This window comes from Solidesulfovibrio carbinolicus (genome assembly GCF_004135975.1).
GTDB classification, from domain to species: domain Bacteria; phylum Desulfobacterota; class Desulfovibrionia; order Desulfovibrionales; family Desulfovibrionaceae; genus Solidesulfovibrio; species Solidesulfovibrio carbinolicus.
Genome location: NZ_CP026538.1, coordinates 4,008,642 through 4,026,695 on the forward strand (window position 1 = coordinate 4,008,642; position 18,054 = coordinate 4,026,695).

16 protein-coding genes are annotated in these 18,054 nt (G+C 65.9%); 8 read left to right on the forward strand and 8 right to left on the reverse strand.

Features of this window, described 5'->3' with window-relative positions; all coding sequences use genetic code 11:
- Window positions 1–236: 236 nt before the first annotated feature.
- The 7 genes from C3Y92_RS21720 to pgl are packed head-to-tail and all read left to right on the forward strand — an operon-like array spanning window position 237 to window position 7,440.
- Window positions 237–1,340, forward strand: coding sequence for a CvpA family protein (locus C3Y92_RS21720; RefSeq protein WP_129354882.1), 1,104 nt, complete (start codon window positions 237–239; stop codon window positions 1,338–1,340).
- Window positions 1,337–2,131: a nucleoside triphosphate pyrophosphohydrolase gene (mazG, locus tag C3Y92_RS17905; RefSeq protein ID WP_129354884.1), complete on the forward strand. Its 795-nt coding sequence runs from the start codon at window positions 1,337–1,339 to the stop codon at window positions 2,129–2,131. Before C3Y92_RS21720 ends, mazG begins: the two co-directional genes overlap by 4 nt.
- Window positions 2,132–2,167: 36 nt before the next feature.
- Window positions 2,168–3,517 (forward strand): deoxyribodipyrimidine photo-lyase, encoded by a 1,350-nt coding sequence (gene phrB, locus C3Y92_RS17910; protein ID WP_129354886.1) that lies wholly within the window; start codon window positions 2,168–2,170, stop codon window positions 3,515–3,517.
- Between the two features lie 9 nt (window positions 3,518–3,526).
- On the forward strand, window positions 3,527–4,255 hold the full coding sequence (locus C3Y92_RS17915; RefSeq protein ID WP_129354888.1) for a TVP38/TMEM64 family protein: 729 nt from the start codon (window positions 3,527–3,529) through the stop codon (window positions 4,253–4,255).
- Window positions 4,256–4,266: 11 nt separating this feature from the next.
- On the forward strand, window positions 4,267–5,190 hold the full coding sequence (gene gnd / locus C3Y92_RS17920) for a phosphogluconate dehydrogenase (NAD(+)-dependent, decarboxylating) (RefSeq protein ID WP_129354890.1): 924 nt from the start codon (window positions 4,267–4,269) through the stop codon (window positions 5,188–5,190).
- Window positions 5,183–6,727 (forward strand): glucose-6-phosphate dehydrogenase, encoded by a 1,545-nt coding sequence (gene zwf, locus C3Y92_RS17925; RefSeq protein ID WP_129354892.1) that lies wholly within the window; start codon window positions 5,183–5,185, stop codon window positions 6,725–6,727. The genes gnd and zwf overlap by 8 nt, the downstream gene beginning before the upstream one ends.
- On the forward strand, window positions 6,724–7,440 hold the full coding sequence (pgl, locus tag C3Y92_RS17930) for a 6-phosphogluconolactonase (protein WP_129354894.1): 717 nt from the start codon (window positions 6,724–6,726) through the stop codon (window positions 7,438–7,440). Before zwf ends, pgl begins: the two co-directional genes overlap by 4 nt.
- Before the next feature lie 246 nt (window positions 7,441–7,686).
- On the opposite strand, the gene C3Y92_RS17935 is transcribed toward pgl, so the two are convergent.
- The 5 genes from C3Y92_RS17935 to C3Y92_RS17955 all read right to left on the reverse strand — a co-directional run bounded on the left by C3Y92_RS17935 (window position 7,687) and on the right by C3Y92_RS17955 (window position 13,330).
- Window positions 7,687–8,244, reverse strand: a complete 558-nt coding sequence (locus C3Y92_RS17935) for a hypothetical protein (protein ID WP_129354896.1) — start codon at window positions 8,242–8,244, stop codon at window positions 7,687–7,689.
- Between the two features lie 68 nt (window positions 8,245–8,312).
- On the reverse strand, window positions 8,313–9,515 hold the full coding sequence (locus C3Y92_RS17940; RefSeq protein WP_129354898.1) for an HD-GYP domain-containing protein: 1,203 nt from the start codon (window positions 9,513–9,515) through the stop codon (window positions 8,313–8,315).
- Window positions 9,516–9,863: 348 nt separating this feature from the next.
- Window positions 9,864–10,541: a LysM peptidoglycan-binding domain-containing protein gene (locus C3Y92_RS21770; protein ID WP_129354900.1), complete on the reverse strand. Its 678-nt coding sequence runs from the start codon at window positions 10,539–10,541 to the stop codon at window positions 9,864–9,866.
- Window positions 10,538–11,899 (reverse strand): PP2C family protein-serine/threonine phosphatase, encoded by a 1,362-nt coding sequence (locus C3Y92_RS17950; protein WP_129354902.1) that lies wholly within the window; start codon window positions 11,897–11,899, stop codon window positions 10,538–10,540. The genes C3Y92_RS21770 and C3Y92_RS17950 overlap by 4 nt, the downstream gene beginning before the upstream one ends.
- Before the next feature lie 81 nt (window positions 11,900–11,980).
- Entirely contained in the window at window positions 11,981–13,330 is a 1,350-nt protein-coding gene (locus tag C3Y92_RS17955) for a VgrG-related protein (RefSeq protein ID WP_129354904.1), read from the reverse strand.
- 78 nt (window positions 13,331–13,408) lie between these two features.
- On the opposite strand from C3Y92_RS17955, the gene C3Y92_RS17960 reads away from it, so the two are divergent.
- A complete protein-coding gene (locus C3Y92_RS17960; protein WP_129354906.1) occupies window positions 13,409–13,687 on the forward strand; it encodes a cysteine-rich small domain-containing protein in 279 nt (92 codons plus the stop codon).
- Between the two features lie 158 nt (window positions 13,688–13,845).
- On the opposite strand, the gene C3Y92_RS17965 is transcribed toward C3Y92_RS17960, so the two are convergent.
- Genes C3Y92_RS17965 through C3Y92_RS17975 form a run of 3 tightly spaced genes read right to left on the reverse strand, consistent with a single transcriptional unit; the run spans window position 13,846 to window position 18,054 of the window.
- Complete coding sequence (locus C3Y92_RS17965) at window positions 13,846–14,535, reverse strand: hypothetical protein (protein ID WP_129354908.1); 690 nt, start codon at window positions 14,533–14,535, stop codon at window positions 13,846–13,848.
- A gap of 14 nt (window positions 14,536–14,549) precedes the next feature.
- Window positions 14,550–15,749: a quinone-interacting membrane-bound oxidoreductase complex subunit QmoC gene (gene qmoC / locus C3Y92_RS17970; protein ID WP_129354910.1), complete on the reverse strand. Its 1,200-nt coding sequence runs from the start codon at window positions 15,747–15,749 to the stop codon at window positions 14,550–14,552.
- A 13-nt stretch (window positions 15,750–15,762) separates the two neighbouring features.
- Window positions 15,763–18,054 carry a hydrogenase iron-sulfur subunit gene (locus C3Y92_RS17975; RefSeq protein WP_129354912.1) on the reverse strand — a complete coding sequence of 764 codons (2,292 nt, stop codon included), beginning with the start codon at window positions 18,052–18,054 and terminating at the stop codon, window positions 15,763–15,765.

Genomic DNA, 18,054 nt, shown 5'->3' on the forward strand with positions numbered 1-18,054 from the left:
AACGACGGCGTTTCCTGCCAGTCGCCATGCCGGGTCCGTTGGTTTCCCAACCGGCCAGAGAACCAAGCCACGCCGCCTCCCCTTTAACCCTTTTCTCCATGCGGGGGGTCCGGGGGCCTCAGGCCCCCGGCCGCCGGAGGCAGCCTTTCGCTCCCCCTCATCCCCGATAGCTTGGTTTTTGCGGCGGCATCTGCTACCGATGCGGTCGCGACGGCAAACCACCGCCGCCACACGCCATGACGCCGACACTCAATATCGCCGACCTCTCCCTGGCCATTTTGTGGCTCTTTTTTGCCGTGCGCGGCTATATGCGCGGTCTGGTCAAGGAGGCCGGCTCCCTGGCCGCCATCGTCACGGCCTTTTATCTGGCCGGGGCTTACCACAAGCAGCTCGCCCCCAACCTCACCGAATACATTTCCGGCAACTACGCCGGCACGGCCGCGTATCTGCTCATTTTCACGGTGACGCTTTTGGGCGTGTGGTTCGTGGCCCTGACCATCTCGGGCATCGTGAAAATCACCATGACCCAGTGGGCCGACCGGTTTTTTGGCGGCGGCTTCGGGTTGGCCAAGGGCGTCATTTTGACGGCCGTGCTGCTGTTTCTCCTGCGCCTGGCCGCGCCGGACCCGGATTTCCTCAAAGGTTCGCTGTTGGTGCCGGTCCTGGACAAGATGAGCACTCGGCTTGTCAATTACATCCCACCCGACATCAATGAGAAGCTGCGCAAGTTCAGCAAGAAAGAACTGCCCGATCCCATAAACGCGGCCCTGGAGAAAAAAGCGGCCGCCGCCGCTGCCGCCGCCGCCGCGGCCATTGGCGACAAGAAACCGGCCGAGGCCGACAAAAAGCCGCCTGAGCCGGAGAAGAAAGCTGAACCGGCCAAGAAGCCCGAAACCAAACCTGAGGCCAAACCCGAGGCCAAACCGGCCGAGCCGGCCAAAAAGGCCGAACCGGCCAAGCCGGAAGCCGACAAAAAACCGGCCGCCCCGGCCCCCAAGGCTGAGGCCAAGCCGGCCGAGCCGGCCAAGAAGCCCCAGAGCACGCCGGCCGAACCAGCCAAAAAGCCCGACGCCAAGCCGACTGAACCGGCCAAAAAGGCCGAGCCGGCCAAGCCCGAATCCAGCCTCAAGCCGGTCTCGCCCGGACTCAAGGTCGAAATGCGGTCAACCCAAGCCGCCACGCCGGGCCAGACGCCGGCCAGGCGCGCCGAGGCCGCCAAGGCCCCGGAGAGCGCCCCCTCGCCGGCCGCTGCCGCCGACAAAACGGCCCCCACGGCCAAACCCCGGCCCGCCGCCCCAGACAAAGCCCTCCAGGCGGCCGCCACGGACAAGCCCTCATGACCGAACAAGATACCCGGAAAAACGCCGCCGCCCTGGCCGGCCTTCAAGACGTGATTGATTCCCTGCTCGGCCCGGACGGCTGCCCCTGGGACAAGGCGCAGACCCCGGAAACGCTGTGCGACTACATCATCGAGGAATCCTTCGAACTGGTGGACTGCATCCGCTCGGGGGACGTGGCCGGCGTTGGCGAGGAACTGGGCGACGTGCTCTTTTTGCTGCTCTTTGTCGCCACCCTCCACGAACGGCGCGGGGACTTCGATCTGGCCCAGGCCTTTGACGGAGCCGCCGCCAAGATGATCCGCCGCCATCCCCATGTGTTCGCCGACTGCGACATCAAGGACCGCGAGGAACTGCTGCGCAACTGGGAGCGCATCAAGCGGGCCGAGAAAGCCGAGAAAACCGGCCTTTACGCCAGCCTGCCCAAGGGTCTGCCGCCGCTTTTAAAGGCCTACCGCGTCCATTCCAAGGCCGCCCGGGCCGGGTTCACCTGGGAGTCCGACGAAGCCATGGCCGCGGCCCTTGCCGCCGAGCGGGCCGAGTTCGAGGCGGCCGTGGCCGCCGGGGACCAGACGGCCATGGAAGAGGAATTCGGCGACTACCTCTTTTCGCTCACCGAATACGGCCGCCGCCTGGGCCTTAAGGCCAACGCCTGCCTGGACGGGGCGGTCTCCAAATTCCTGTCCCGCTACAAGGCCATGGAAAAGCTGGCCGCCGCCCGGGGGCTGGACCTCGACAAGCTGGACATGGCCGCCAAGAACGCCCTGTGGGACGAGGTGAAGATCGGCTCTTAGCTTGCAAGCGCCCCCCTGACCGCCTACAAGTGAAGGATGCTGGTCCATCCCGCCCGCGTCCGACCACTCGCCGAAAAACCCCGCCGCGCCGGGCCGGTCGTCTATTGGATGAGCCGCGACCAGCGGGCCGAAGACAACTGGGCCCTGCTCGCCGCCGCCGATCTGGCCCGGGAAACCGGCGCGCTGCTCCATGTCGCCTTTGCCCTGGCTCCGGGCTTTCCAGGAGCCAGCCTTCGCCACTACGACTTCATGTTGCGCGGCCTGGCCGAAACCGAGGCCGCGCTTCGGGCGCGCGGCATCCCCTTCCACCTGCTGCCGGGCGATCCGGCCGTGACCTTGCCGCAATTCCTGCACGACATCGGGGCCGGAACCTGCGTCACCGACTTCGACCCCATGCGCGTCAAGACCCTATGGAAACGCGCCGTGGCCGAGGCTTACGCCGGCCCACTCCTCGAAGCCGACGCCCACAACGTCGTCCCCTGCGTCGTGGCCTCGCCGCGCCGGGAATACGCAGCCGCCACCTTTCGCCCGAAAATCCACAAGCGGCTCCAGGAATTCCTGGAACCCTTCCCCGAGCTGCCGGCCTTTCCCGACGCCGCCCTGGTCGCCACCCCCGCCGTGGACTGGGGCGCGGCCCGGGCCAGCCTCTCCGTGGACGCCTTCCCCGGCCCGGTCCCGGACATCGTCCCCGGCCCGGCTGCGGCCCGGGCCGCCCTGGACGCGTTTACGGCCGAGCGCCTGCCCGGCTACGCCGCGCGCCGCAACGACCCCAACGCCGGGGCCGTCTCGGGCCTGTCGCCCTATTTCCACTTCGGCCAGCTTGCCCCCCAACGCGCCGCCCTGGAGGTGCTGGCCGCCCGGGCACGCCATGCCGATGACGCCGACGCCTATCTCGAAGAACTCCTCGTGCGCCGCGAGCTGTCCGACAACTACTGCCACTATGCGCCCCACTACGACCGCTACGACGCCCTGCCCGACTGGGCGCGCAAGACCCTGGACGAACATGCCGGCGACGAGCGGGAACACCTCTACACCCCGGCCCAGTTCGAGGCCGCCGCCAGCCATGAAGCCCTGTGGAACGCCGCCCAGCGCGAACTGGTCGCCACGGGCCGCATCCACGGCTACATGCGCATGTACTGGGCGAAAAAAATCCTGGAATGGTCGCCCTCGCCGCGCCAGGCCCTGGACACGGCCCTGTCCCTCAACGACCGCTATGCCCTGGACGGGCGCGACCCCAACGGCGTGGTCGGCGTGCTGTGGTCCGTGGGCGGCCTCCACGACCGGCCCTGGGCCACGCGGCCGGTTTTCGGCCAGATCCGCTACATGAACGAACGGGGCTGTCGCCGCAAATTCGACGCCGACGCCTACATCGCCCGCCACTTGTAAGGAAGCATCATGTCCGGACGTACCCGCAAACTGCTCCTGGCCGCCCTGGCCGTGGCCCTGGTCGCCGCCTTTTTCGGCCTGGGGCTGCACAAGCATCTCACCCTGGAAGCGCTCAAGGCCTCCCGGCAGGCCCTGACCGAGGCCCGGGCCGCCGCGCCGTTGACCTTTGCCGCCGGCTATTTCCTGCTCTACGTGCTGATGGCCGCCCTGAGCCTGCCCGGGGCCACGGTGCTGACCCTGGGCGGCGCGGCGGTCTTCGGCTTCTGGACAACGCTTGTCCTGGTCTCCTTTGCCAGCACCATCGGCGCGACCCTGGCCTGCGCCCTGTCGCGCACGCTCTTTCGCGAGGCCGTCACCAAACGCCTGGGGCCAAGGCTGGCCGCCGTGGACGCGGGACTGGCCCGGGAAGGGGCCTTTTACCTCTTCACCCTGCGGCTGGTGCCCCTTTTTCCCTTTTTCGTGGTCAACGCCGTCATGGGACTCACCGCCGTGCCCTTGTCCACCTTCTACCTCGTCTCCCAGATCGGTATGCTCCCGGGCACGGCGGTCTACGTCAACGCCGGAACCCGGCTCGGCGAGCTGACCTCGTTGTCGGGCATCGTCTCGCCAGGGCTTCTCGTGTCCTTTGCCCTGCTGGGCGTCTTTCCCCTGGCCGCCCGGCGCGCCGTGGAGGCCGTGCGGCGAAAACGCGCCGAGAAAAGCGCGCAACCGGCCCCATCCGGGCCAAACCACCCGTAAGGAGTCACGCCATGAACATCGCGATGGTCGGCCTTGGACGCATGGGCCTCAACATGGCCAGACGGCTGGCCCGGGGCGGCGTCGCCGTGACCGCCTACAACCGCACCGTGCAAAAAGCCCATGACTTCGCCGCCGAGGAAGGCGGGGCCGCCCGGGCCGTGGATTCCATCCCCGATCTCGTGGCCGCCCTGCCCACGCCCCGCCTCGTCTGGCTCATGCTGCCGGCTGGAACCGCCACCGACGAACACATCGACGAACTTTTGCCCCTGCTCTCCCCGGGCGACATCCTGGTGGACGGCGGCAACACCTTTTTCCGCGACGACCTGCGCCGCCACGAAGCCGCCGCCCAGGTGGGCGTGCGCTACTGCGACGCCGGCGTGTCCGGCGGCATCTGGGGCCTGGCCGAGGGCTACTGCATCATGATCGGGGCCGAACCCGACGTGGCCGCCGTGCTCAAACCCTACCTGGACGTGCTGACCGGCCCCGGCGGCAACCTGCACACCGGCCCGGTGGGTTCCGGGCATTACGTCAAGATGGTCCACAACGGCATCGAGTACGGCATGATGCAGGCCTATGCCGAGGGATTCGAGATCCTGGCCGCCTCGCAGTTCGGGGAAAAGCTCGACTTCACGGCCATCTGCGACCTGTGGAACCATGGCTCGGTGGTGCGCTCGTGGCTGCTCGAACTGGCCCAGCGCGCCTTTGCCGCCGACCCGCGCCTGGAGTCCCTGGAAGCCTACGTGGACGATTCCGGCGAGGGCCGCTGGACCGTCAACCAGGCCGTGGAAAACGCCGTGTCCGCCCCGGTCATCACCGCCTCGCTTTTCGAGCGCTTCCGCTCCCGCCAGCCCAACGCCTTCCAGGACCGGGTGCTGGCCGCCCTGCGCAACCAGTTCGGCGGCCACGCCGTCAAAAGGAAGGACGGCCATGACTAGCGACCGCGACGCGGTCCAGGCCGAGGTGGTCCTGGGCCGCACCACCTCCACCCCCTCGGCCGACGCCTGCCGCTTCGACGCGGTGGGCGAGCCTTTTACCCTGGTCATCTTCGGGGCCACCGGCGACCTTACCGCCCGGATGCTCCTGCCGGCCCTGACCGCGCTATGCGCCGGCGGCCATCTGCCCGACAACTTCGCCGTGGTCGGGGCCAGCCGCACGGAACTCACCGAAGAGGCCTTCCGGGAACGCATGGGCCAGGCCGCCAAGGAATTCGGCGACTGCGACGCAGCAGCCTGGGCCGCCATGGCCTCGCGGTTTACCTACAAACAGGTCCACTACGACGATCCGGCCTCGTTCACCGCCCTGGCCGGCTTCCTCGACGACCTGGCCAAGGAGCGCAACCTCGGTCCCAACCGCATTTTCTATCTGGCCGTGCCGCCCACGGTCTACGAGGACATCGCCGTCAACCTGGCCGGGGCCGGCCTGGCCGAGGAAACCGGCGGCTATGCCCGGCTGGTCATCGAAAAGCCCTTCGGCCGCGACCTGGAAACGGCCAGGGTGCTGGAAAAAGCCCTGCACACCCGGTTCGCCGAGCACCAGATATTCCGCATCGACCACTATCTGGCCAAGGAAACCGTGCAGAACATCCTCATGCTGCGGTTCGCCAACGCCATCTTCGAGCCGTTGTGGAACCGGCGCTACGTCAATTACGTGAGCATCCTGGCCGCCGAATCCATCGGCGTCGGCCACCGGGCCTCCTACTACGACCACTTCGGCGTGTTGCGCGACATGTTCCAGAACCACATGATGCAGCTGCTGTCGCTGTGCGCCATCGAGGCCCCGTCATTGTTCGAAGCCGATCTGGTGCGCGACGAAAAAACCAAGGTGTTCCGAGCGCTGCGGCCGTTTAGCGACAACGATGTGGCCGAGCACTGCATTCTCGGCCAGTACGCCTCGGGCATGGTGGACGGCAAACGCGCCCCGTCCTACCTCGACGAGGAAGGCGTGCCCGGCGACTCCACCACCCCGACCTTTGCCGCCATGCGCGTCCATCTCGACAACTGGCGCTGGCAGGGCGTGCCCTTCTACCTCATCTCGGGCAAGCGGCTGCCGGAAAAACGCACCGAAATCGCCGTGCAGTTCAAGCCCGTGCCCTTTTCCATGTTCCGGGGCATTTTTGGCGATCACATCGAGGCCAACCGGCTCATCCTGCGCATCCAGCCCGACGAGCAGGTCAGCCTGACCTTCCAGGCCAAGGCCCCCGGCCCCATGTGCCTGCGCTCGGTGACCATGAACTTCAACTACTACCAGGGCTACACCGGCGCGGCGCTCACTGCCTACGCCAAGGTGCTGCTCGACTGCATGCTCGGCGACCAGACGCTGTTCTGGCGCCAGGACGGGGTGGAACTGTGCTGGAAGTTCCTCACCCCCCTACTGGAAAAACCCTCGGCCGAGCGCCTGTTCCTCTACAAATCCGGCACCTGGGGACCGCAGGAGGCCGGCCGGTTCTTCTCGGCCCACGGACTTGTGCCATGAACGCCCGGGTGCGCCGCTTCACCGACGTCGCCGCCCTGACCGAGGCGGCCTTCGCCTTCGTGGCCGAACGGGCCATGGAGGCGGTGGCCGCCCGGGGACAGTTCTCCCTGGCCCTGTCCGGCGGGAGCACGCCGCTGCCGCTGTACGCCGCCCTGGCCGAGCGGGGCCTGGGCATCGCCTGGAACGACGCGCTCCTTTTTTTCGGCGACGAGCGCCTTGTTCCCTGGGACGACCCCGAAAACACCTTTGGCGTGGTGCGTCGCGTACTCTTTGACAAGATCACCGCGCCGGCCGCCAATATCCGGCCCATGCCCGTGCAGCTCACACCCCCCGAGGCGGCGGCCGCCGTCTACGAGGCCGAGCTGCGCGCCGCCCTCGGCCGGCCAAACGAGGCCGTGCCCCGCTTCGATCTGATCCTGCTCGGCATGGGACCCGACGGCCATACCGCCTCGCTCTTTCCAGGCAGCCCCGTCCTTGGCGAAACCAAACGGCTGGTGGCCGCCGCGCCGCCGCCGACCACGGCCAAGCCGGCCGTGGCCCGCCTGACGTTCACCCTGCCGCTTATAAACGCCGCCCGCCGGGTGGCCTTCCTGGTCGCGGCCAAAGGCAAGGAAACGCCCCTGGCCCAAGCCCTGGCCGGCCCGGACCCGACCGTGCCGGCCTCGCTGGTGCAGCCGGAAAACGGCGTCGATTGGTTCGTGGCCGAGGGATAGGAGAAGAGAAAGAAGAGAAGAGAAGATGCCTCCGGCGGCCGGGGGCCTGAGGCCCCCGGACCCCCCAATTGGGGAAAGGGAGTGGGGGCTTTGGATGTTCGTTCGCGCTTCACGAAACCACGCTATTTTGGGGCGCTTCGTGCCGCAGGCTCTGCCTGCAGCACGAAGCGCCCCAAAATAGGGAGGGTCCGGGAGGGGGTTACCCCCTCCCGGCCGCCAAGGCATCTTTCTTTTCCCTCGCCCCCGTTACCCGAAATACGTCGAAGCCGCGCCGTTCATGTAGCTGTAGAAGAACTCGCCGGAAGAGGCGGAGCTTTGGATCTGCTTGAGGTAGGCGGCGTAGCCGTTGGTGCGCACCAGGGACGCCGACTGGCTTGAGGTCATGGACGCCAGATCCGAGCTGGTCTTGGACAGGGCGGTGAAGGCTTCGGTCAGGGTCGGCACGTCGGTGAACAGCTTTTCGATGGCGGCCTTGTCCGGGTGGTCGCCGGAGACCGTCACCTTTCCGTCGGCCCCCTGGGTCAGGGTGATGGGGCGGCTGACGTCGATGTCCAGTTCCTCGAACTTGGCGGCCAGGGTCTTGGTGAACTGGGTCTGCAGCGCCTCGGTTTGCAGCTTGGCCTGGAGCACGGGGCTGATATAGGCGCTGTCGAGATTGAGATTTTGCGTGGCGGATTGGCCGGTTGTCGATGTCTTGGCGCTTGTGGCCGTGGTCGTGCCGGCGGTTTTGGCCTGGCCGTCGCTTAAGCCTGACCGGATGGTCAGCTGTCCGCTGAGCTTGTCGTAAGTGGTGTTGATGTCCATGGCACGCTCCCGGGGGACTGTTCCCCCGGGAGTTCATGCAAGGACGATGCCCGGCAAGGCTTGCCGACTCAACCCGCCGTCGGGCAGAGGAATTCCAACGGATCAATGCCGTGGCGGGCCGGGTCCACCACCTCGATAATGGGTGATTTGCCGGCGGCGTCAGGCTTGGCCACGATCTTGCGGGGCGTCAGGCGCGCCATGGCCGGACCGAAGACCAGGAGTAGCTCCGGAAAAAGCGGCCGGCCGGGATTGGACTTGCTGACAAAGGCATGGTGGCCGCTGGCCAGGCGTACGAAGCTGCCAACCGGATAGGGTCCCATGAACTTGATGAAACGCTCGACAAGCCCCGGCGGATAGTCGCGCTCCCGCATCCCGTAGAGCACGCCCAGGGCCTTGGTGGGCAGGATGCCGTCCTTGTAGGCCCGCCTGGAGGTCAGGGCGTCGAACACGTCGGCCACGCCGATGATGCGGCCGTATGGATGCACGTCCTCGCCGGCAAGGCCGTGAGGGTAACCCGTGCCGCCCCACTTCTCATGGTGTTCGGCCACGCCGCGCAGCACCGCCTCGGGCAGTCCCCGGCCCTCAAGAATCTGGCGGCCGTAGCCTGGATGGTTTTTGACTTGCTCGAATTCCCCGGGCGAGAGCCGGGCCGGCTTGTTGAGAATGGCGTCGGGCACGCCGGTCTTGCCGATGTCGTGAAAAAGCCCGGCCAGCCCCAGGTCGCGCAGCCCCAGGGTGTCGAGGCCAAGGGCCGTGCCGAAGGCCACGGACAGCGCGGCCACGTTGACCCCGTGGGTGAAGGTGTAGGCGTCATGCCGGCGCAGCTTGCACAGGGCGACAAGCGCGTCGGGATTGCGCACGGCGCTGGCGATGACGTCATCGACGAGACTCGTCGGTTCGTCCATGTCCAGTTCGCCGCCGGCCTTAACCGTCTCCAACACGTTGCGGGCGATGCACAGGCAGTCCTGGTAGACGGCCGTGGCCGCCACAAGCTCCTCTTCCAGGGGCACGGCCGGCTCGGCCGCACGGTCGGTCTCCCGGGCCAGCAGCTCGGCCAGGGTCGGTTCGGCCGACCGCCCCTGGGCATAGGTCCCGCGTTCGGTGTCGATGAAGGCTTCGGTGTAGCCGGCTTCGGCGATCTCGCGCACGGCGGCCAGACTCTTGATTTCACCTTCTTGACCAAAAAGATAGGGATGTTCCAACCAGGACAGGCCGGAATCGACGACAAACATGCCGGGCGAAAGCTCGGCGACGGATATTTTCCGCAGCATGACCGTCCACTACAGGCAACGCGCGGTGGCGAAGACATTCGCCGTGCTGCTTTACGCCGCTGCCGGTGCTAAGAATGCCGTTAATACACAGAGAGCAAAGGATTGGCCGATACGTATCCTTAACACGACCCTAGGAAAGCGACCAACACCTATAGACTATGCTGTTCCTACAGGCCATTTCACTTGAGATGCCAGACGCCGCCCGCAAACGAACTTCGCCGACAATTCCAATATAGTCATGCAATAAACATTTGCAAAAGACAAGTCTCTCAAAAGAGCAGTCAAAGGGGAAAGGCCGCCCCGCCGAGAGGACGACGGGGCGGAGGAAGGATCGAAACCCGGGGTGGCCTACTGGGCCGGAGCCGGAATGGTCAGCGTCTTGCCGAGCTGCAGTTGATCGGCGTTTTTCATGGCGTTGGCCTCCATGATGGCTTGGGCCGAAACGCCATACTTCTTGGCCAGGCGCGTGAGGGTATCGCCGCGCACCACGGTGTGGGTCGCGCCGCCGGCTGCGACCGGCTTATCTGCACCAACGGCCGGCTTGGCCGCCGGGGCGGCCGAGGGCGCGGAGACCGGAGCCGGCGGTTCGGCCACCACGGTCTCCACGGTTTCGGCAGCCGCAGGAGCCGAAGCGGCCGGCGGCGCGGCCGGGGCCGGTTCGACCGCTGGAGCGGTCGGGGCAGGCTCGGCGGCCTTGGCCGGAGCGGCCGGTTTGGACGTCTGGGCATCGGCTGGTTTGGCCGCCGGGGCAGCCGGAGCGGTAGTGGCATCAAGCTTCTTGCCGCTTGCCCGGGCTTCGCGGAATCGACCGTACTCCTGGTCGCTGAGCGTTCCGTTGCCGTCGGCGTCGGCGGCCAGGAACTCCTCGACGGTAAGATCCGGGAAGACGACGATCAACTCTTCGAAGATGACCCGGCCGTCCTTGTTGTAATCCACTTTGGGAAATCCCGTGGGATCTTCCTTGCTGCAGCCGGCCAGGGCAAGCCCGGCCGCCAGAACCATCGTCGTGGCAATACGCGACTTCATGCCGCCTCCGTGTGTTTCGTCTTCGCCCAGGCCTTGACCACAACCAACGTCACGTCGTCGCGGCTGGGTTCGCCCTGGCGGAAGGCTTCCAGATCGGCCAGCGCCTCGCGGGCGACGCCGGCCGCGTCCAGGGACGCAGCCCGGCGCAGGGCGTGGCGCAACCGGGTTTTGCCGTACATCTCGCCGTTCGCGCCCCGGGCCTCCCAGATGCCGTCGGTGCCCAGGGCCAGCACGGCCCCTGGCGGCAGGCCCTTGACCAGATTCTCTTCATAGCGCCAGTCGCCGTCGATGCCCAGGGGGATACCCCGGCCGCCGAGTTCCTGAAACTCGTCCGTGGCCGGATCGTAGAGCAAAGCCGGATCGTGGCCGGCCCGCACATAGCGCAACGCGCCGGTTTCCGGGCACAGCTCCAGCAGAAACAGGGTAATGAACCGGCCGGAGACGCCCATGTCCTCGGCCAGCAACCGGTTGACGTCGCCGACGATGGCGGCCGGACCGCCCGGGGACAGCAGGCGCGAGCGCAAAAAGGCCCGTACGCTGGCCATGAGCAGGGCGGCCTGGATGCCATGGCCGGTGACGTCGCCCACGGCCACCAGAAAATGCCGCTCCCCATGTTCGCCTGGGCGCATGAGGTAGTCGTAATAATCGCCGCCGGTGGCGTCGCAGGGCCGGCTCACCCCGGCCACGTCGAAGCCGGCCAGGGCCGGCGCGCCCTTGGGCCAAAAGCCTTGCTGGACGCTGGCCGCCACCTCCATGTCGAAATCCATGCGCTGTTTGGCCAGGGCCTCGCCGTGCAGGCGCGCGTTGACAATGGCCACGGCGGCCTGGGCGGCCAGCAGGGAAAAGGTCTCCAGATCGTCGGGGCCAAACTCCCCGCCGCCGGCCTTGTTGATGCACTGCACCACGCCGATGACCCGTTCGCGGTACGTCAGCGGCACGCACAGCATGGAGCGGGTGCGATAGCCGGTTTGGCGGTCCACCTCGCGGTTAAAGCGTGGATCGGCATAGGCGTCGGCCAACAGCACGGGCTCGCCGGACGCGGCCACCCAGCCGGCCACGCCCTGGCCCGGAGCCAGGCGGAACCCGGACCGAAGCGGCAGGCAGGCCGGGCCCTGGGCCACGGTGAAGACCAGCTCGCCCTGACCAGGGCCTGGCGTGTCGTCCACCAAGAGCAGGCTGGCCGCCTCGGCGCATAGGGCCTGGCGCGAGGTGGTCATGATGCGCTCAAGCACTTCGGAAAGATCCAGGGATTCGGCCACGAGCCGCGACAGGGCGAAACACCGCCGCAGCCCATCGATCTTGCGCGACAGGCTGACAGCGTCCCCGGCCTCGGCGGGCATGGCGTCCGTCGATGTCATGGCCCCATGCTACAACAAATCGCCGCGAGGGCAAAGCCGCGCGGCGAGAGGTCGTGGGAAATAGCTGCTTCCTGGGAAAAACTAGACCGAGGGGCTGTCCAGCAGTGCTATGGCCGTGGTCTTTTCGTCCTGGAACCGCGACAAGACGGCTTCACGGATACGCTTGTTGTGGCGGAAAAACTGTTGCCCCCGGACGCGGTAGACCTCTTCGATGACCGCCTTGTCAAAATCCTGACCCGGCGGCATGGCCTCGGCTTTTTCGATGGCCTGGGTAAAAATGCGCTCGGCTCCGCCCGGGCCGTGCTGCACGGCCGTGCTCCACAAGACTTCGCGCAGGGCGTAGGAGCGCTTGGTGACATCCACGCCCGTGGTCAGCACAATGGACTTGGCGGCCGGCGAGTAATTGTTGGAGCGGATAAACTCATGCTGCAAGGCCTCGAAACGCCTGGGGTCCGAGGCGGCCACGGTCTTCCAGGCGGCCGGCATCCGCCCGGAACGCCCGCCGGTGTCGGCCGGACCGGCCGACCGCAGCTTGCCCGCGATGTCCGGAGCCTTGTCGTCGAGGAAGCGCAGGAAATAGTCCATGGTGCCGGTCTTGGAAGCAATCTGGTACTGGCCGTAGGAGGTGCCGCCCCGGCTGTCGTAGCCGATGTAGTCGATCTCGGAATTGGATTCGTACTGGGCGGACAGCCGGCCGGCCTTGTGCTCCAGGGTCGAGGGCAGCACCTTGCGGGAGACGGCGGCCGTTTCCTTGGCCTGTTCCACCCGGGTCGTCTCGGCCAGGATGTTTTCCGCGCCGGCAACAGCCAGCAGCAGCTCTTCCTCGCGCTTGGTGAAACCGCCCCGCCCCGAAGCCTGGTTGACCCGGCCCAGGTGGCCGAGGTCGTCGGGGTGGCGGGCCGCAGCGCTGACGGCCATGCGCACGGCCGACTTGTCAACGGCCCGACGGATGCTTGATCCGCCGGCATCGGCCCCAGCGGCGGCCGACGCTCCCGAAGAAGAGGTCGGCGCGGACGTCTGGCCAGCGGAGGCCTGTTCCATGGCCATGCGCGACAGCGTGGCCAGGGCGCTGCCCTGGAAGCTGGCCATGCCCTGGCTCAATCCCGGACTGAGTCCCGGGTTTTTGCCCGGGTTCATGCCCTGCTCCATGGCCGTCAAAGCCTTGGCGTCAGTCTGGTAGCCCAGCATGGACAACGCCGCGTCCCGACCCGTGCCTTCGCCCGAGGACAACATCTCCAGGCCGGTGATCATATTTTCCTTGGGAATCGACAACTTGCTGTTCTTGCCGACTTCCCCGTTGATCCCGTACCCGCTTTGCAGCATATTTTGGAAAAGTTTGGGATCAAGCCTGGCCTTGCCCGATCCCGGCGTACTTGCAGCCGCTTTCTTCAGGAAATCCTGAGCGGTAGTGTTGGTTGTCGCTATGGCCATGGCGCTATCCCGTGGTTCGATCAATCCGTTGACGCGATCGGGTTATTGCAACCCTTGTGCCGACGAACCGGAGCCCTCGTGGAAAACAGCCACCGTTTCTTTCGCAACGCCGCCTGCCGGTATTTCCCCTGCCACCCCGGGGCCGATCCCGAGGCCTTCAACTGTCTGTTCTGTTTTTGTCCGCTGTATTTCTTGGAAAACTGCGGCGGCGACCATGAGATGATCAAAGGGATAAAGGACTGTACGCCCTGCCTGCGGCCGCATCGGCCCGAGGGGTATGACGAGATCCTGGCGCGGTTGCGCGAGGAGGCGGCGGCGCGGCGGGAGGCGGCGGTTGTGAGCGACGGGAGCGCTTGACCGTCAGGAAACCAGTTGTCCGGTCTTTAGCCTAAATGGTGCGATATAGCTGACAGCCATTTTGCCGACGGTTCACCGACATGTGTTGAACTAGACTACAAGCGCAAAAAAAGGGAGGCCCCAAAGGGCCTCCCTGTCAATCGACCGGAGCCGATTTTCTACCACTTGTCGGTGGCAAAGGCGTCGGAACCGAAGCCGAAGTCGGCAGCGGGCTCGCCGCCCACGACCGGCTCGCCGGTTCCGCCGGAAGCGCCGGCAGCCGCCGGAGCAGCGCCGCCGCCGGAAACGGTGACCACGCCGTGCTTCTTGACGTCCTCGATCATCTTGAGCAGCTCGTCGACCTTGCCGATGTACTCGACAACCTTGGCCTCGGAAGCCACGATGACCTTCTCGCCGGCGTCCTTGGCGGACTCTTCAAGGCGCTTGGCCTTGTCTTCGGCGGCCTTCATGCGGACTTCGACGTCCTTCAAGATGGCGGTCTTCTCGGCCAGTTCCGCTTCGACCTTGGCGAGCTTGGCGGCCTGCTCGTCGATGGTCTTCTTGGAATCGGTCAGCTTGGCGAAAATCGCGTTGACCTCGGCCACGACATCCGGGGGCAGCACGGCCACGGAGACGTTCTGGGCGGTGGCGCCCAGCTCGCCCGAGCTCATCCGGACGAGTTCCGGATGCTGCTCGTAGATCCAGGCCTTGGCGAGGGCGGCGGCGAACGGCGCCAGCTCGGCGTCGATTTCCATGCCGGTCATGAAACCGACCATCTCGGCCACGCCCTTCTTGTTGCCTTCCTTGTCGACGCCCTTGAGATACGACACGAACGCATTCATGGGGAACACTTTGCGCGCTTCAGCCATGGTACCCTCCTAAATTAGACCAAGAAAGTTTTTTCTTCTTCACGTTTGAGGGGGAGACGCCCAGCCTGATGGGCGTACACCAACGCCGTGGTTCTGTAGACCAAGTGCCCGAGCTTGGACCAGGGCAGATAGGCGAACAGCATGAACACCGAAATCAGATGCAGGTAATAGGTCGGATAGGCCAGGGAGGGCACACCAGCCAGACGGAAGATTTCCGCCCCAAGGCCGGTGAGGGCCACGGCCCAGATGACGCCGAGCAGGTACCAGTCGTAGTAGGACGACGTGGACTTGGCCGGGTCGACATTGATCCGACGCCGGGTCAGCATGACCAAGCCGTAGATCAGGGCCACGGCGCCGACGTTGGCGAGAATCTTCACCGGACTCCACAGCGGCATGGGGGTGTGCCCCAACGGCGCGATGAAGGTGATGATCTTGCCGCCCCAGTGAGAAACGGCCACGACGCCGGTGACGATGGCCAGGGCCACGAAACCGTAGAACAGCGACAGGTGGCCCTTGTATCGCTCGGTATTGTCGACGCCGCACTCGTTAAACTTGGAGTGGGTGCCGATTTCGTCCACGATGACGGCCTTGAGCGATTCGATCAGGGTCGGCTTTTTGGCCTTGGTCCCGATCTGCAAGGTCGTCGGCGTGGTCTTCTCAAAGCTCTTCCACAACTTCGTCACGCCCTTGTAGAACGTGAAGGCCACGAAAGCCGAGACCAGCATGAAGATGGGGTCGATGGTGTAATCGCCGGGGTAGAGCTTGCCGAAGACGATCTCGCCCTGGGGCAGCTTGAACCCGGTGGTGATGAGCCAAATGAGCATGAACAGCACGGCCGGGATGGCGATGAGCTTGGGCAGATACTTGGGCGAGCTCATCCATTTGCCGATGATGGTCGGCGTGACCAGATCCCGGTAGGTGATGTTGCGGATGGCCGAGACGAGGTCGCCGGGACGCGCGCCCCGGGGGCACAGGTCGGAACAGGTCTGGCAGTTGTGGCACAGCCAGATGTCGATGTCGCCCTCGAAACGGTCCTTGAGTCCCCACTGGGCCCAGACCATTTCCTTGCGGGGAAACGGCGTCTCGGGCGGAGCCAGAGGGCAGGCCACGCTGCAGGTGGCGCACTGGTAGCACTTCTTGACGGCTTCGCCACCGGCCGCCTGCACGTCCTTGACGAACTGCAGATCGGGCTTGATACGCTGCTCGTTTGCCATGGAGCCTTCCCTCCTAATAGCCTTTGAACGGGTTCGGCCCGATCTTGAGGACCATGTCCATGAACTGGTCGATCATGTCGGGAATCTTGTCGTATTCGTCGATGGCCACCTGATACTGCTCGACGCGCTCAGGTTCCACGCCCAGACGCTTGAGCGACTCGGCGATGTTTTCCTTGCGGCGGTTGCAGATCTCGGAGCCCTTGACGAAGTGACACTGGTAGTCGTCGCCATACTTGCAGCCAAGCATCATGACGCCGTCAACACCCTTGCTCATGGCGTCGGCAACCCAGATGGCGTTGACCGAACCCAGGCAGCGCACCGGGATGATGCGCACGTAGGGGCTCCACTTCTTGCCGCGAAGGGCCGCCATGTCCAGGGCCGGATAGGCGTCGTTTTCGCAGGCCAGGATGAAGACGCGCGGTCCGCCGTCTTCGATTTTCGGCGGGATCTCGCATTCGCGGATCTGGGAGCCGATCATGTCGACGTTGTAGTTGTCAAAGGAGATGACGCGTTCGGGGCAAGCGCCCATGCAGGTGCCGCAGCGGCGGCAACGCGTGGGATTGGGCTTGGGCGTTCCCTTTTCGTCGTCGTCCAGGGCGCCAAACGGACATTCCTCGGTGCAGCGTTTGCACTGGGTGCAGCGCACGAAGTTGAACACCGGGTAGGACAGATCGCCCGAACGGGGATGGACGGCCACGCCCCGGCTGGCGGATTCGATGCACTGGATAGCCTTAAGCGCCGCGCCGGCCGCGTCTTCCTTGGCCTGGGCCATGGTCATGGGCTGGCGCACACAGCCGGCGGCATAGACGCCGGTGCGGCGGGTCTCGTAGGGGAAGCAGATGTAGTTCGAATCGGCAAAGCCGTCGAAGAGCTGCAGATCCGGGAAGGCCGGCCCCTGGCGATAGAGCAGGTTGATGGTCGGATCCAGGGCCGTGGCCGGCACGATGCCGGTGGGCACGACGACCAGATCGGCGGCCAGGCTGATGTCGCCGCCAAGCAGCGTGTCCTTGGCCGAGACCACCAGGCTCACGCCTTCCTCGGCAACGCCGGTGACCGTGCCCTTGGTGAGCATGACGCCGGGGTTGTCCTGGGCGGCGCGGTAGTAGCGCTCGTTGATGCCGGGGACCATCATGTTGTCATAGATGATCATGGCCACGGCGTCGTCGAGCTTCTCGCGCACGTAGTTGGCCTGTTTGAGCGCCACAAGGCTCGTCAGCTCCGAGGAGTAGGCCAGGTGCTTGGGGGTCTTGATGGGCGTAAAGACCGGTCCGGCTTCCTCGCCTTCCTTGGCCTCGGCGGGCTTGGCCGCTTCGGCCGGGGCGTCCTCGGCGACGGCGGCCGGCTTGGCTTCCAGAGCCTTGGTCACGTCCACGATAAAGGCCACGGTCTTGGGCGCCTTGCCGTCGGAGGGCCGCTTGATGGAGCCGGCCTTGACCATGGCTTCGAACTCGGCCGAGGTCACGACGTTTTTGAGCGTGCCGTAGCCGTAGGGAGCCAGGGCCTCGCCGTCCATGGGCTGCCAGCCGGCGGCCAGGACCACGGAGCCGATGGGCAGGGTCTCTTCCTTGCCGCCGCTTGCCAGGGTGGCCTCGTAGAGGCCCGGCGCGCCGGCCAGGAGCTTAAGCGTCGTGGACAGCTTGACCGTGATCTTGCTGTTGCCGGCAACCAGGCCGATGAGGCGGTCGATGCCGGTGTCGGTGGCTTCCAGGTAAGGATAGGCCAGGGGGAACGTCTTGTAGAGGTTGGCCGCCTTGCCGCCCAGGGCCGCTTCCTTTTCCACGAGGACCACGGAGTAGCCGGCGCCGGCCGCAGCCAGGGCGGCGTTGATGCCGGTCCAGCCGCCGCCAAGGACCAGGATGGTCTTGTTGGTCTCGGGAATCTCGGGGTTGGGCTTGGCCATCTTCTGGAGCTTGACCACGCCCATGCGCAGGTAGTCCTGCACCAGGGAAGTCAGCTCGCGGGGCACGGGCTGCCCGGCCACCGGGGCCGAACCGTCCGGGTTTTTATAGGACAGGGTCACGAACTCGCGCAGGTTGACACGGTCAACGATGACCTTGTCGCCGAAGTCGAAGACTTCCCAGTCCACGCGGGGCGAGGTGCCGGCCAGCATGACCGCGTCGATCTCGCCGGACTCGACGTCGGCCTTGATCATGGCCACGCCGTCGGGGCTGGACAAACGCTTGTGCGACTTGACGATGGGGCAGGCCCCAGCGCATTTTGCCTTGACGAACGCGACCAACTCCTCGGCGGACAGAAGCGGGGCGACGCTGGATTCGTCGATATACACACCGATTTTTTCGGCCAT